The sequence below is a fragment of the Janthinobacterium sp. 1_2014MBL_MicDiv genome (genome assembly GCF_001865675.1).
GTDB lineage: Bacteria > Pseudomonadota > Gammaproteobacteria > Burkholderiales > Burkholderiaceae_D > Janthinobacterium.
This window is the reverse complement of the sequence record NZ_CP011319.1, coordinates 5112236-5126910: the sequence shown is the minus strand read 5'-3', so window position 1 is coordinate 5126910 and position 14675 is coordinate 5112236. Positions and strand designations below refer to the sequence as shown.

General features: G+C 62.8%; 11 protein-coding genes. 5 read left to right on the top strand and 6 right to left on the bottom strand.

Going from position 1 to position 14675, the window contains the following annotated elements; all coding sequences use genetic code 11:
- Window position 1: 1 nt before the first annotated feature.
- The 6 genes from YQ44_RS22105 to YQ44_RS22080 all read right to left on the bottom strand — a co-directional run bounded on the left by YQ44_RS22105 (window position 2) and on the right by YQ44_RS22080 (window position 7275).
- A complete protein-coding gene (locus YQ44_RS22105) occupies window positions 2-1081 on the bottom strand; it encodes an ABC transporter permease (RefSeq protein WP_071325224.1) in 1080 nt (359 codons plus the stop codon).
- The gene (locus YQ44_RS22100) at window positions 1078-2607 is read right to left on the bottom strand and encodes an ABC transporter ATP-binding protein (RefSeq protein ID WP_071325223.1); all 1530 of its coding nucleotides are present in this window, start codon (window positions 2605-2607) and stop codon (window positions 1078-1080) included. The genes YQ44_RS22105 and YQ44_RS22100 overlap by 4 nt, the downstream gene beginning before the upstream one ends.
- Before the next feature lie 81 nt (window positions 2608-2688).
- Window positions 2689-3684, bottom strand: coding sequence for a BMP family lipoprotein (locus YQ44_RS22095; protein ID WP_071325222.1), 996 nt, complete (start codon window positions 3682-3684; stop codon window positions 2689-2691).
- A 500-nt stretch (window positions 3685-4184) separates the two neighbouring features.
- On the bottom strand, window positions 4185-5087 hold the full coding sequence (locus YQ44_RS22090) for a LysR family transcriptional regulator (protein WP_071325221.1): 903 nt from the start codon (window positions 5085-5087) through the stop codon (window positions 4185-4187).
- A gap of 85 nt (window positions 5088-5172) precedes the next feature.
- Window positions 5173-6102 (bottom strand): pseudouridine-5'-phosphate glycosidase, encoded by a 930-nt coding sequence (locus YQ44_RS22085; protein ID WP_442905850.1) that lies wholly within the window; start codon window positions 6100-6102, stop codon window positions 5173-5175.
- Window positions 6103-6105: 3 nt separating this feature from the next.
- Window positions 6106-7275 carry a carbohydrate kinase gene (locus YQ44_RS22080; RefSeq protein ID WP_071325219.1) on the bottom strand — a complete coding sequence of 390 codons (1170 nt, stop codon included), beginning with the start codon at window positions 7273-7275 and terminating at the stop codon, window positions 6106-6108.
- 449 nt (window positions 7276-7724) lie between these two features.
- Here YQ44_RS22080 and xapA point away from each other — a divergent pair, with 449 nt between their 5' ends.
- The 5 genes from xapA (at window position 7725) to deoA (ending at window position 14627) form a co-directional block, all read left to right on the top strand.
- On the top strand, window positions 7725-8564 hold the full coding sequence (gene xapA / locus YQ44_RS22075) for a xanthosine phosphorylase (protein WP_071325218.1): 840 nt from the start codon (window positions 7725-7727) through the stop codon (window positions 8562-8564).
- Between the two features lie 107 nt (window positions 8565-8671).
- Window positions 8672-9865, top strand: a complete 1194-nt coding sequence (locus YQ44_RS22070) for a phosphopentomutase (RefSeq protein WP_071325217.1) — start codon at window positions 8672-8674, stop codon at window positions 9863-9865.
- Window positions 9862-10821, top strand: coding sequence for a deoxyribose-phosphate aldolase (deoC, locus tag YQ44_RS22065; protein ID WP_071325216.1), 960 nt, complete (start codon window positions 9862-9864; stop codon window positions 10819-10821). Before YQ44_RS22070 ends, deoC begins: the two co-directional genes overlap by 4 nt.
- 12 nt (window positions 10822-10833) lie before the next feature.
- The gene (locus YQ44_RS22060) at window positions 10834-13215 is read left to right on the top strand and encodes an aldehyde dehydrogenase family protein (protein ID WP_442905849.1); all 2382 of its coding nucleotides are present in this window, start codon (window positions 10834-10836) and stop codon (window positions 13213-13215) included.
- An 89-nt stretch (window positions 13216-13304) separates the two neighbouring features.
- Window positions 13305-14627, top strand: coding sequence for a thymidine phosphorylase (gene deoA / locus YQ44_RS22055; protein ID WP_071325214.1), 1323 nt, complete (start codon window positions 13305-13307; stop codon window positions 14625-14627).
- Window positions 14628-14675 lie beyond the last annotated feature (48 nt).

Here is a 14675-nt window from a genome sequence, read left to right as displayed (position 1 = left end):
GTTAGCCTTTGGTGCGCTTGAGCAGGGCGGAAATGGCCGGTGCGTAGAAGTTTTCCATTGCGCCGCAGAACAGGATGATCAAGCCCTGGATGAAAATGAAGGTTTCCGTCGGGATATTCGGTTTTTCCAGCGACAAGTCGAAGCCACCCTGGATCAGGGCGCCGAACAGCACGGCCGACAGGAAGATGCCGACCGGATGCTGGCGGCCCATCAGGGCGATGGCGATGCCGATGAAACCGGCGCCACCGACGAAGTTGAGCGACAGATAATGCGTCGACCCCATGATGGAATTGACGGAACCCAAGCCGGCCAGGGCGCCCGAGATCAGCATGACGATGATGATCATCTTGCTGATCGACACGCCCGCATAGTGGGCCGCATGCTTGTTGAGGCCCGTGGCGCGCAGCTTGAAGCCCCACGACGAGCGCCACACCATCACGCCATAGATGACCAGCGCGGCGATCGCCAGCAGGAAGCTGACGTTCAGCGGCGTGTCGCCCAAGGACGGGAACCAGGTATTCAGGCGCGGCATTTCGCCGCTTTCCGCGAAGACGCGGCTGGCCGTGTTCTGCTCGCCCGGCGGTATCAGGTATTTCACGATCACGAAGTTCATCAGGCTGGCGGCGATGAAGTTGAACATGATGGTGGTGACGACGATATGGCTGCCGCGCTTCGCTTGCAGGTAGCCGGGCAAAAAGCCCCACAGCGCGCCGAACAGGGCGGCGCCGATCATGGCCGCCGGAATCAGGAGCCAGGCGGGCAGGGTCTGGTCGAAGGCCAGCATGGCTACCGTCAAGCCCAGGCCGCCGATATACATCTGGCCTTCGCTGCCGATATTGAACAGGCCGGCCTGCATCGCCACGGAGACCGACAGGCCCGTGAAGATGAAGGTACTGGCGTAGAACAGCGTATAGCTCAAGCCTTCCGGATTGAGCAGGGCGCTGTTGACGAGGATGGACAGCGATTCGGCCGGGTCTTCGCCCAGCATATAAATCACCAGTGCCGCGACCAGCAAGGCCGACAGCAGGTTTAACATGGGCATGACAAAGGCTGTCGCCCAGCGTGGCAAGTCGTTATTCATGATTTATGCATTCCCCCCATCAACAGACCGATGCGGGTGGTATCGAATTCTTCAATTTTCAGTTCGCCGGTGATGCGCCCGCCGCACATGACGAGAATGCGGTCGGCCAGCGCCCGCACTTCTTCCAGTTCGACCGACACCAGCAGGATCGCCACGCCTGCGTCGCGCAGGGCCAGCAATTGCGTATGGATGCTCTCGATGGTGCCGATGTCGACGCCGCGCGTGGGCTGGCCCACCAGCATCAGTTTCGGCTGCGCCAGCACTTCGCGCGCGATCACCACCTTTTGCTGGTTACCGCCCGACAACAGGCCGATGCGCAGGTCCGGATTGGCCGGCCGCACGTCGAAGGTCTTCAGCAGTTCCGCGCAGCGCGCGCCGATGGCCTTGAAGTTGAACAGGCCCCAGCGGTTCTTCAGCCTGTCCTGATAGCCGAGGATGGTGTTCTGCATGACGGAGAAATTTTTCACCACGCCATCGCGCAAGCGGTCTTCCGGAATGTGGGCGATGCCCAGCTCGCGGAAGGCCAGCGGCAAGCCGTCGGCATCGTGGCGCTTGCCAAACGGCAAATCCTTGTCGAGGAAGCGCAGCTTGCCCGAGGTCGGCAAACGCATGCCCGAGAGGATTTCCAGCAGTTCGCTCTGGCCATTGCCGGACACGCCCGCGATGGCGACGATTTCGCCGGCGCGCAAATTGAAGCCTATGTCGGCCAGCAATTTCACCTGCTGCTCGTCGGCCAGCTGCAGACCGTCGACTTCCAGCACCGTGGCGCCCGGATTGTACGGCGCGCGCGGCAGATGGCTCTGGATGGGGCGGCCCACCATCATGTTGGCCAGTTCCTCTTTCGAGGTGCCGTTTGTCGTCACGGCGCCCACCACCGTGCCGCCGCGCATGACGGTGACGTTGTCGGTGATTTCCAGGATCTCTTGCAGCTTGTGCGTGATCAGGATGATGGTCTTGCCCTGTTCCTTGAACAGGCGCAGGATTTCAAACAGCGACGCTGTTTCCTGCGCCGTCAGCACGGCCGTCGGCTCGTCGAGGATCAGGATATTGGCGCTGCGGTAAATCTGCTTGAGGATTTCCACGCGCTGCTGCGCGCCCACGGACAGGTCTTCGATCTTCGCCAGCGGGTCGACGTCGAGGCGGTAGCGCGCGCAAATGTCGCGCAGCTGGGCTTCCGCTTCGGCGCGGTGGCTGGCCAAACGAAAACCGCCTTCCGTGCCCAGCATGATATTGTCGAGGACGGTGAAGTTCTCGACCAGCATGAAATGCTGGTGCACCATGCCAATGCCGAGATTGATCGCTTCCTGGCTGTTGCGGATAGGCTGTACTTTTCCGTCGAGCAAGATTTCTCCGCCGTCGGCACGGTAATACCCGTACAGGATGCTCATCAAGGTCGATTTGCCGGCGCCGTTTTCCCCCACCAGGCCATGGATACTGCCCTTGGCGATGGAGAAGCTGACGTCGGCGTTCGCCTTCACATGTCCAAATTGCTTGGAAATGCTGCGAAATTCTACTGCTGGCTGCATAGGTTCATAACTGGATAGTTTCATGGAAACGCGCCGCGCGGAGACAGGCCCCGGCGGCGCGCTAAAAGATACGGAGAAAAATTAAACCGGGCAGCTGCTGCCGACGCGGTAATCGATCACTTTGATCTTGCCATCGATAATGTCCTTACGCGCACCCAACACGCGCTTCTCGATTTCCGGCGTGATCAGCTTGCGGTTGTTGGCGTCGAGTGCCCAGTCCACGCCGCCTTCTTTCAAGCCTTTATAGCTGACGCCGCCCTTCCAGGTGCCGTTCTTGACTTGCATGAAGCTGTCGTAGACCGTGTTGTCGACGCGCTTGACCATCGAGGTCAGGATGCTGCCTGGATACAGGTGGTTCTGGTTCGAATCGACGCCGATCGCCAGCTTGCCTTTTTCCTTGGCCATCTGCAGGGTGCCCATGCCGCTGCCGCCAGCGACGGCGAAGACGACATCGACGCCGCGCTCGAATTGCGAGCGGGCCAGTTCGCCACCCTTGGCCGGGTCATTCCAGGCGCCGGACGTGGTGCCGACCATGTTTTGCGTGATTTCCGCCTTCGTGTTCACGGCCTTGACGCCTTGCGCGTAGCCGCAGGCGAAGTTGCGGATCAATGGAATATCGATGCCGCCGATGAAGCCGACTTTCTTGCTCTTGCTGGCCATGGCCGCGGCCACGCCCACCAGGTAGGAGCCTTCTTCTTCCTTGAAGACGACGGAATTGACGTTGCTGCCGGCGGCCTGGCCGTCGATCAGCACGAATTTCACGTTCGGAAACTCCTTGGCGACCTTTTGCACGGCTTGCGTTTGCGCAAAGCCGATGGCGGCGATCATGTCGAGTTTCTTGCGGGCCAGGCCACGCATGACTTGCTCGGCCTGCGTATCGCTCGATGCCTGCACTTCGATGAAGGAAATGCCCGTGTCTTTTTTGAAGCGCGATGCGCCTTCGAAAGCGGATTGGTTGAACGACTTGTCGAACTTGCCGCCCGCGTCATACACGACACCCAGTTTTGGGGTAGCCGCGGACGCTTGAGCAGTCAGAAATACGGCTGCGATCGTCAAACTAAATTGTGTAAGTTTCATGAATTGGCTCCTGGAAGATCGATATTGTATATTTTTTATAGGTGAAACATATAATTTGGGGCCGATTTAGCCTGTTTTTCATGCATGAGGAGATGGTTCCTTATCAACATTGCACTGTATAGCACAAGAACATTGCTGCTCCCCGATGCTTTTGTGGCCATGCTGTGCTGATCATGCAACAGTCGCGCCGCGTCTCTTTTATATTTACAACATCGAATGGGGGCGCCAGGACTGGCAGGAATGCAGCGTCAGCAGAAGCGCATGACGGGCAAGGCAAGCACAGTGAGGGCGCCGCGATGGGCGTCCGAATCACTATGCATCATGCCAGATATGTATGACAAATACGTTTTTGTTTATGTATTTATATGAATCACATATAAATAGGTTTTAAGAACGCATGACAAAACCGTGGCCTGCGGCGCGGGAAGCGGAACTGTGCGTGAGCACCGTGAGCATCGGAGGCCGCGACCTGCGACGCGCAGCGGGTTTTGTTCGCGTTTTCAGGCGGCTGGGGGATTGAGTATGTTCAGGAAGGCCCGCACGACAGGAGCGTCGTCGAGCGTGGTGTAGCTGATATACAGGTTGGCCGACGGCGGATTGGTCTTGATCGGCAGAAACACGACACCGGGCCAGCCGATGCGGCTCGTCGTTTCCGGCACCAGGGTCACGCCCAGTCCGGCACCGACCATGGCCAGCAGGGTTTGCGGTTCGCTCGCTTCCTGGAAGATCACCGGTTCGAAGCCGGCATTCACGCAGCATTGCACCAGGTAGCGGGGAAAGGCGGACTTGTCCAGGTTGAGGGTCAGCATCGGTTCGTGGGCGATGTCGATCAGTTCGATCGCCGTGTTCTTGGCCAGCGGATGGTGTTCGTTGACGGCCACGCACACGTTTTCGCGGAAGCACAGTTCCTGGCGCAGGTTGTCGTGGCGCAAGTCGTCATCGTTGAGCTTGGGTTCGCGCCAGAAGCCCACGTCGATCTGCTTGGCGCGCAGCGCCTCGTATTGCACTGTCGGGCCGAATTCGTGGATGGTCCAGGTGACGCGGGGAAATTTGGTCTGGAATTCTTCCAGCAGGCTGGGAATGGGGCCCCACATGGCCGAGCCGACGATGCCCACGCGCAAGCGGCCCACTTCGCCGCGGTCGATCTGGCGGATGGTGTCGATGGTCATGCGCATCTTCGCCAGCAGGTCGGCCGCCTCGTTCATCAGCGCCTTGCCCGCCACGGTCAGCTCGAAGGTGCGCGTGGTGCGCGCAAACAGGCGCACGCCCAGTTCGCTTTCCAGTTTCATGATCTGCTGGCTCAGGGGCGGCTGCGAGATATGCAGGCGCTCGGCGGCGCGGCTGAAGCTTTTCTCCTCGGCGACGGCAAGAAAATACTTTAACTGTTTCAGATCGATGGACATGCTTTCCTTGGCGTTGCGCGGTGCTTGGCGATGGAACGGCGCGCGGACCGGTAAAGGCGCGCGCGCTTTCTTTACAGCAGTCCTATTATCGTGCCACCACTGCCTGCATGGCAATGGCTAGTGCCGTGCCGACCTGGGCATTGTGCTTGACGAGGGCGATATTCGTTGCCAGGCTGCGGCCGTCCGTCAGCTGCTTGATGCGCGACAACAGGAATGGCGTGACCTGCTTGCCCTTCACGCCGCCCGCGTCCGCTTCCTGCAGTGCCTGCGTGGTGATCGCGTCGATTTCCTCTTTCGGCATCGCCTGCTCGGCCGGCACGGGATTGCTGACGATCACGCCGCCTTTCAGGCCCAGCTGCCACTTGGTGCCGATGAAGGCCGCCTGTTCGGCTGGCGTGTCGAGGCGGAAATCGGCCTTGTAGCCGCTTTCGCGCGTGAAGAAGGCAGGAAACCCTTCCTGGCCCACGCTGATGACGGGCACGCCGTGGGTTTCCAGGTATTCCAGGGTCAGGCCGATGTCGAGGATGGATTTCACGCCCGCGCAGACGACGGCGACGGACGTTTGCGCCAGTTCCTGCAAGTCGGCGGAAATGTCGAAGCTCGTTTCGGCACCGCGGTGCACGCCGCCGATGCCGCCCGTGACGAACACGGCAATGCCGGCCAGTTCCGCGCAGATCATGGTGGCGGCCACGGTGGTGGCGCCCAGTTTGCCCTGCGACAGGACGAACGGCAGGTCGCGGCGGCTGACCTTCATGGCGTCGGGCGAGGTGCCCAGCAATTCCAGCTGCTCGGGCGACAGGCCGACGCAGATCTTGCCGTCGATGATGGCGATGGTGGCCGGCACGGCGCCGCCGTCGCGGATGATCTGTTCCACTTCGCGCGCCATTTCCACGTTTTGCGGATACGGCATGCCGTGCGAAATGATGGTCGATTCCAGCGCCACGATGGCCTTGCCGGCGGCGCGCGCGTCGAGTACTTCTTGCGAGAACGAGAGGAAGCTATTCAATTGAGTCATGTTTCAGTCCTGTTGAAAGAGGGTAGGAGGGGGTGGCGCCAGGTCGGCGTCGTCGATATCGTCGAGCGCGCCGGCCGAAATCAGCGGCGATACGGTGGCATCGGATTCAAGGGTCATGGCGGCCAGCTTCAGGCCGCGCCGGCACGCCAGCTTCAGGTCGCCGCTGTCGTGGTACAGCGACCAGCAGACGGCGGCGGAAAACGCGTCGCCGGCGCCCGTCACGTCGACGGCGGCCACTTCGCGCGCGGCCAGGTGCAGGATCGGCGCGTCCAGGCTGTCGCCATCCGTGAAGTACACGCCTTCGCCGCCGCAGGTGACGATCACCTGGCGCGCACCCTGGCGCTGCACGTCGCGGCAGGCGGCGCGCAGGTCGGCTGCCGTCGGCAAGGCCCGCGCCACGCGCGTTTCCAGTTCGCCCCGGTTCAGGATCAGCAAGTGCAAGCCCGTCAGGTCTTGCGGCAGGTGCGCCATCTTCGGCTGCGAGACGGCGACGATGACCAGCGGCGCAGCCGGGCTGCGGCCCTGGCTGTCATCCTGGCGCGCATCGGCCAGGAGCGCCTGCACGCTGTCGTGGCCCAGGTTCAGGTCGCACACGGTGAGCGCGGCGGCCGCGCGCTGCGGCTGGCGGCTGTGCAGGAAGGCGGGGGTCAGCTGTTCATACAGTTGCATGTTGGCCATTGCCAGCAGCATTTCGCCATGTTCGTCCAGCACGGCCGTGTAGGTGCCGCTGCTGGTATTGCTTAAATGCAAACTGCCGCGCATGTCGATGCCGGCGTCTTCCGCATGCGTCTGCAGGGCGTGGCCGGCCGCGTCGTCGCCCAGCGCCGTCAGCAAGGCCACGGGGATCGACAATCGGGCCAGGTTTTCCGCGATGTTGCGGCCCACGCCGCCAAACACCTCTTCCGAGCTGACAGGGTTCGATGTGCCCATCTGCAAGGTGGCCAGGGTACGCATCTTGCGGTCGAGGTTGGCGGCGCCTATGCACAGCACGGGGCGGCTGTCGGGCAGCACATAGGCGCGTCCCAGCAGCCGGCGTTCACGGATCAGTCCGGCGATATGGCCGGCGACGGCCGAGCGCGATAAGCCCAGCTCGCTCGCCAGGTCCTGCTGCGAGATGAAGGGATTGTTGCGGATCAGCGTGTACAGCTGGTCTTTTTTATTTGTATCGGTCACGGGGTTTCGCAAAAGGTTTAAACATTTGTCCGAAACTGTAAACATTTGTCTGCCTGGTGTCAAGCGCATGCCCAACGTTCGCGAAACGTGGTCGTATGGAGCTTGTATGCAAGCATTTTCCGGGCATTGCAAGGGCGTCGACGCGGCTGGCAGGCGAGTGCTTGTCTCGACTATAATATCGGCCATTTATATTTGAATTGTATAAATAGGCAAGAAAAATGGTATTTGCCATACATATTCCGTTTGATGCATAGTGGCGGCAAATAGAGGTTATCCCGGTAGGGAGCGCCAGCAGGGATGTCTTCATCTGCTGGGATAAGCTCGTTGGCAATACGCAATTCGATATACCGGTAACACCATATACATACCCGATACCTGGGCCGCAGCACCTTGCCTTGTACTGCCGCGCAGGCAGCAACCATCATTAATTAGTCAATCAGAGGATAACCATGTCGAACAACGCCCCTTTCCACGCCGCCGAAATCATCCGTGCCCGCGCCCCTGAAAATTTCAAGCCGCGCGTGGCGATGATCCTCGGCTCCGGCCTGGGCGTACTGGCAGAGCAGATGACGGACGCCGTCAGCATCAGCTTTGACGAATTGCCGGGTTTCCCGATCAGCACCGTGCACGGCCATGCGGGCGAGCTGGTGGTCGGCACCCTGTCGGGCGTCGCCGTCGTCTGCATGAAGGGCCGTGGCCACTTCTACGAAGGCTATGGCATGGGCGTGATGACGAGCGCCATCCGCACCCTGAAGCTGCTGGGCTGCGAAATGCTGTTCGTGACGAATGCGGCCGGTTCCCTGCGCCCTGAAGTGGACGCCGGCAGCCTGGTGGCCATCAGCGACCACATCAACCTGCTGCCAGGCACGCCGATGGTCGGCCCGAACGACGACCGCTTCGGTCCGCGCTTCTTCAGCATGGCCAACGCCTACGATGCGGACTTGCGCAACCTGGTCAAGGAAACGGCTGCGTCGAACGGCATCACCCTGCACGAAGGCGTGTTCGTCGCCTACCCGGGCCCGAACTTCGAGACGGCTGCGGAAATCCGCATGATGGCCCGCCTGGGCGCCGACACGGTCGGCATGTCGGTGGTGCCGGAAGTGGTGTCGGCCCGTCATTGCGACCTGAAAGTGGTGGGCGTGTCCGTCATCACCAACCTGGCGGAAGGCATGTCGCCATTCGCCCTGTCGCACGAGCAAACCCTGAAATACGCGGCCATCGGCGCGAAAGACCTGGTCAAGCTGATCCTGGCTTTCCTCTCCAAAGTCGCTGAAAAACCGCAAGCCTAAGCACTTCTTTTATGCAGTAGCGGCGCGCCAACCAGCGGCGCTGCCGCGCGGCAGGCCGGGAAAAACCGGCCTACACTGTCCGCATCATCCACAAAGCGAGCCTTATCATGTCACGCGCATTTATCCTCCTGCTTGATTCCTTCGGCCTTGGCGCGACGCCAGACGCCGCCAAGTATGGCGACGCAGGTGCCAATACCTTTGGCCATATTGCCAGCACTGTCGCCAAAAGCGGCAAGACCTTGAAACTCCCGAATATGGAACGCCTGGGCCTGGGCGCCGCCGCCCACCTGGCCAGCGGCGAATGGGCCACGGGCTTCGACCAGCGCGACGGTTTTACCGGCGCCTACGGTGCGGCGCGCGAGCGCTCCACCGGCAAGGACACGCAGAGCGGCCACTGGGAAATCGCCGGCGTGCCCGTCGAATTCGACTGGGGCTACTTCCCCCGCACGACGCCATCGTTTCCGGCCGACCTGACCGACAAGCTCAAGGCCATGTCGGGCGTGCCCGGCTTCCTCGGCGACTGCCATGCCTCGGGCACGGACATCATCAACAAGCATGGCGACGAGCACGTCGCCACGGGCAAGCTGATCATCTACACCTCGGGCGACTCGGTGATGCAGATCGCCGCGCACGAAGAATCGTTCGGCCTCGAGCGCCTGTACGCAGTGTGCGAAATGGCCTTCAAGCTGGTCGAGCCGTACAACATCGGCCGCGTCATCGCCCGCCCGTTTACCGGCAGCAATGGCAACTATACGCGCACCTCGAATCGCCATGACTACGCCGTCGCGCCGCCGGCACCGACCCTGCTCGACCACGTGAAAAACGCGGGCGGCGAAGTCGTCGGCCTGGGCAAGATCAGCGACATTTTCGCCACCCAGGGCATCTCGCGCGTCGTCAAGGGCGTCGACAACATGGCCCTGTTCGAGGCGCTGCTGAAAACGGCCGATGAAGTGCAGGACAAGTCGCTCACTTTTGTGAACTTCGTCGATTTCGACCAGGCCTTCGGCCACCGTCGCAATGTCGAGGGCTATGCCGATGCGCTGCGCGAAATGGACGCGCGCCTGCCGGAATTCATGGCCAGGCTGAAGGAGGGCGACCTGGTCGTGATTACCGCCGACCATGGCTGCGACCCGACCTGGCACGGCTCCGACCACACCCGCGAACATATTCCGATGATCTTCTTTGGTCCTGGCGTCGCCCCGCGCGCGCTGGGCATTTCCGAGACCTTCTCCGATATTGGCCAAACCCTCGCCAAGCACCTTGGCGTACCACCACTTGCTAATGGAACCAGCTTGTTATGACACTCATGCACCCCGACTTCAAGCGTAACGAGGCGGTCGGCCTCGACCTGGGCTGGATCAACCAGATCCGCGTCAACCGCGCCGCCACCGATCGCCGCGCCGCCAGCCTGGCGAACCGCCGTACGGTGAAAAAGGAATACCAGGCCGCCTGGCTGGTGAAAGCCATCCAGATGATCGACCTGACCACCCTGGGCGGCGACGATACGCCGGGCCGCGTGGAGCGCCTGTGCATGAAGGCCATGCGCCCGCTGCGCGCCGACCTGATGGATGCACTGGGCCTGACGCAACTGAGCACCGGCGCCGTGTGCGTGTACCACGAGATGATCCAGCCAGCCGTGAAAGTCATCCAGGGCCGCCTGCCCATCGCCGCCGTGTCGACGGGTTTCCCGGCCGGCCTGACGAGCATGGAAACGAAGCTGCGCGAGATCGAACTGTCGGTCGCCGCCGGCGCCTCGGAAATCGACATCGTCATCACGCGCCAGCACGTCCTGAACGGCAACTGGCAAGTGCTGTACGACGAAATGCTGGCCTACCGCAAGGCGTGCGGCGAAGCGCACGTGAAGGCGATTCTCGCCACGGGCGACTTGCTGACGATGGAAAACGTGGCCAAGGCCTCGTGGGTCTGCATGATGGCGGGCGCCGATTTCATCAAGACGTCCACCGGCAAGGAAGGCGTGAACGCCACCATTCCCGTGGCCCTGACGATGGTGCGCACGATCCGCGAATACCACGAGCAGACGGGCTTCCAGGTGGGCTTCAAGCCCGCCGGCGGCGTCAGCTCGGCCAAGAGCGCGCTGCAATACCTGACGCTGATGAAGGAAGAACTGGGCAACGAATGGCTGCAGCCGCACCTGTTCCGCATCGGCGCTTCCAGCCTGCTGACCGACATCGAGCGCCAGCTCGAGCACTACGTCACCGGCAGCTACTCGGCCAATCATCGTCACGCACAACCTTAAAGAACAATCGTCATGCCAACAATTAACGAGATTCTCACTACTATGGACTACGGCCCTGCTCCCGAAAGTCAAAAAGAAGCGCAGGCGTGGCTCGACGGCCATCAGCGCAAGTTCGGCCTGTTCATCGACAATGCGTGGAGCGAGCCGGCCGAGCTGTTCGCCTCGACCAATCCGGCCGACGGCGTGCAGCTGGCCGAGCTGACGCAAGCCACCGACCAGGACGTCGAACGGGCCGTGGACGCGGCGCGCCGCGCACTGCCCGTATGGCAAGGCATGGGCGGCCATGGCCGCGCCAAGGTCATGTACGCGCTGGCCCGCTTGCTGCAAAAGCATTCGCGCCTGTTCGCCGTGCTCGAAACGCTGGACAACGGCAAGACCATCCGCGAAACGCGCGATATCGACCTGCCGCTGGCCGCGCGCCACTTCTACCATCACGCCGGCTGGGCGCAGCTGCAGTCGGAGGAATTCGCCGACTACCGCGCCGTGGGCGTGGTGGGGCAGATCGTGCCGTGGAATTTCCCCCTGCTGATGCTGTCGTGGAAAATCGCCCCGGCCCTGGCGGCCGGTAACACGGTCGTCTTCAAGCCGGCCGAATTCACGTCCTTGACCGCCATGCTGTTCGCCGAACTGTGCGTGCAGGCGGGCGTGCCGGCCGGCGTGGTCAATATCGTCACCGGCGACGGCCGCGTGGGTTCTGCCATCGTCAACCATCCCGGCGTCGACAAGATCGCGTTTACGGGATCGACCGAAGTGGGCCGTCTGATCCGCGAGGCGACGGCCGGCAGCGGCAAGAAGCTGTCGCTGGAACTGGGCGGCAAGTCGCCGTTCATCGTCTTCGAAGACGCGGACCTCGACGGCGCCGTGGAAGGCCTGGTCGATTCGATCTGGTTCAACCAGGGGCAGGTATGCTGCGCCGGTTCGCGCCTGCTGGTGCAGGAATCGATCCAGGAGCGCTTCCTGAACAAGGTGCGCGCACGCATGGAAAACCTGCGTCTCGGCTCGCCACTGGACAAATCGATGGACGTGGGCGCGCTGGTCGACCCCGTGCAGCGCCAGCGCATCGCCGCGCTGGTCGATTCGGCCCGCGCCGAAGGCTGCGACGTCTGGCAGCCGGCGTGCGAATTGCCGGCGGACGGCTCGTGGTTCCCGCCCACCCTGATCACGGGCGCGTCGACCTCGGCCGCCGTGGCGCAGGCTGAAATCTTCGGCCCCGTGCTGGTGGCCATGAGCTTCCGCACGCCGCCCGAAGCGGTGCAACTGGCGAACAACACGGTGTACGGCCTGGCCGCCAGCGTGTGGACCGAGTCGATCAGCCTGGCGCTGGACATCGCTCCCGCCATCAAGGCCGGCGTGGTGTGGATCAACAGCGCCAACCAGTTCGACGCGGCATGCGGCTTCGGCGGCTACCGCGAATCGGGCTTTGGCCGCGAAGGCGGCCGCGAAGGCATGCTGGAGTACATGACGGCCCTGGCCGAAGATGCGCGTCCGGCCTTGCCGGTGGCCGAAGCGAAGGCCAAAGGGAATGCGAAACCGGCAGCAGCCGACCCGTTCGCCATCGACCGCACGGCCAAGATGTACATCGGCGGCAAACAGGCGCGTCCTGACAGCGCCTACAGCGCGCCAGTGTTCGGCGCGAACGGCGCCCTGCTGGCTGAAGTGGGCGTGGGCAGCCGCAAGGACATCCGCAACGCCGTCGAAGCGGCCCATAAAGCGTCCGGCTGGACCGGCGCCACGGCGCACAACCGTGCGCAAGTGCTGTACTACATCGCCGAGAACCTGGCGGCGCGCGCCGATGAATTTGCCGCCCGCATTGTCGCCATGACGGGCAGTAAAAACCCGGAGAAGGAAGTACAGGCTTCTATCGAACGCCTGTTCTACTACGCGGCCTGGGCCGACAAGTACGACGGCCTGGCGCACCAGCCGCCGACGAAGGGCATCACCGTGGCGCTCAACGAAGCGGTCGGCGTGATCGGCATCGTCTGCCCGAACGAAGCGCCTTTGCTGGGCTTCATTTCGCTGGTGGCGCCGGCCATCGCGCTGGGCAACCGCGTGGTGGTGGTGCCGTCCGAAGCGCATCCACTGTCCGCGCTGGACCTGTACCAGGTCTTCGATACGTCCGACCTGCCGGGCGGCGTCGTCAACATCATCAGCGGCAACGCCGATGAACTGGCGCGCACGCTGGCCACGCACGCCGACATCGACGCCGTCTGGCGTCATGACGGATCCGCCGAAGGCTGCGCGGAAGTCGAGCGCCTGTCGGCTGCCACCCTGAAACGCACCTGGGTCGGCGGCGCCAAAGGCCGCGACTGGTACAGCGCCGCGCAAAGCGGCGGCCGCGCCGTGCTGGCGCATGCGTCGCAAGTGAAAAACGTGTGGATACCTTACGGCGTCTAATGTAAATAACCGCACCGCCGGGGCCGCAACTCCATCGCAAAGGCGATCGGGGTGCGGCCCCTAAGTCATTCATTTATTGGAGTTATCCCATGTTTTTAACCCAAGAAATCATTCGCAAGAAGCGCGACAAGGGTGTTCTGAGTGCAGAGGAGATCCAGTTTTTCGTGCGCGGCATCACTGACGGCAGCGTCAGCGAAGGCCAGATCGCGGCGCTGGGCATGGCCGTCTATTTCAACGACATGAACATGGACGAACGCGTGGCGTTCACCCTGGCCATGCGCGATTCCGGCCACGTGCTGGACTGGCGTTCGCTGAACCTGCCTGGCCCCATCGTCGACAAGCATTCGACGGGCGGCGTGGGCGACGTGGTTTCCCTGCTGCTGGGACCCATGGTCGCCGCTTGCGGCGGCTACGTGCCGATGATCTCGGGCCGCGGCCTGGGGCACACGGGCGGCACGCTGGACAAGTTCGACGCCATCCCGGGCTATTGCACGGTGCCGGACAATGAACTGTTCCGCAAGGTGGTGCAGGAGATCGGCGTGGCCATCATCGGCCAGACGGCACAGCTGGCGCCGGCCGACAAGCGTTTCTACAGCATCCGCGACGTCACCGCCACGGTGGAATCGGTGGCCATGATCACCGGCTCCATCCTGTCGAAGAAGCTGTCGGCTGGCCTGGACGCGCTGGTGATGGACGTCAAAGTGGGCACGGGCGCCTTCATGCCGACCTACGACAAGTCGGTGGAGCTGGCCGAGAGCATCGTCGCCGTCGGCAATGGCGCGGGCATGCAGACGTCGGCCATCCTGACGGACATGAACGAGTCGCTGGCGCCATATGCCGGCAATGCGCTCGAAGTGCGCGGCGCCATGGATTACCTGACGGGCCGTTCGCGTCCCGCGCGCCTGCATGAAGTGACCTTGGCGCTGTGCGCCGAAATGCTGGTGCTGGGCGGCCTGGCCGCCACCGAAGAAGAGGCGCGCGTCAAGCTGATGGCGGCGCTCGATTCGGGCGAGGCGGCCGAGCGCTTCTCGCGCATGGTGTCGGCCCTGGGCGGCCCGGCCGACCTGGTCGAGAACCCGGACAAGCACCTGGAAAAAGCGCCGTTCATCGTGCCGGCGCCGGCGCTGTCCGCCGGCTTTGCCAATGTGCGCGATTGCCGCGCTATCGGCCTGGCCGTGGTGGCCCTCGGTGGCGGCCGCCGCCGTCCGAGCGACAGCATCGATTTTGCCGTCGGCCTGACGGACCTCGTCGGCCTGGGCGAGCAAGTGTCCGTAGGCCAGCCGCTGGCCATGGTGCACGCGCGCACGGAAGCGGCGGCGCGGCAAGCCGTCAGGGAAATCCAGGAAGCGTATGCCATCAGCGCGGTCGTGCTGGCGGCCAATCCCGTGATTTACCGTACCATTCGACCGTAACTATTTTTAGCCCAAAAGCAGAGGCCGGGGTCGTACCCTGCGGGTACG

Bases quoted from the DNA above. Each gene is read 5' to 3' on its own strand.
- YQ44_RS22105 (WP_071325224.1), bottom strand. From the start codon at position 1,081: ATGAATAACGACTTGCCACGCTGGGCGACAGCCTTTGTCATGCCCATG.
- YQ44_RS22100 (WP_071325223.1), bottom strand. From the start codon at position 2,607: ATGCAGCCAGCAGTAGAATTTCGCAGCATTTCCAAGCAATTTGGACAT.
- YQ44_RS22095 (WP_071325222.1), bottom strand. From the start codon at position 3,684: ATGAAACTTACACAATTTAGTTTGACGATCGCAGCCGTATTTCTGACT.
- YQ44_RS22090 (WP_071325221.1), bottom strand. From the start codon at position 5,087: ATGTCCATCGATCTGAAACAGTTAAAGTATTTTCTTGCCGTCGCCGAG.
- YQ44_RS22085 (WP_442905850.1), bottom strand. From the start codon at position 6,102: ATGACTCAATTGAATAGCTTCCTCTCGTTCTCGCAAGAAGTACTCGAC.
- xapA (WP_071325218.1), top strand. From the start codon at position 7,725: ATGTCGAACAACGCCCCTTTCCACGCCGCCGAAATCATCCGTGCCCGC.
- YQ44_RS22070 (WP_071325217.1), top strand. From the start codon at position 8,672: ATGTCACGCGCATTTATCCTCCTGCTTGATTCCTTCGGCCTTGGCGCG.
- deoC (WP_071325216.1), top strand. From the start codon at position 9,862: ATGACACTCATGCACCCCGACTTCAAGCGTAACGAGGCGGTCGGCCTC.
- YQ44_RS22060 (WP_442905849.1), top strand. From the start codon at position 10,834: ATGCCAACAATTAACGAGATTCTCACTACTATGGACTACGGCCCTGCT.
- deoA (WP_071325214.1), top strand. From the start codon at position 13,305: ATGTTTTTAACCCAAGAAATCATTCGCAAGAAGCGCGACAAGGGTGTT.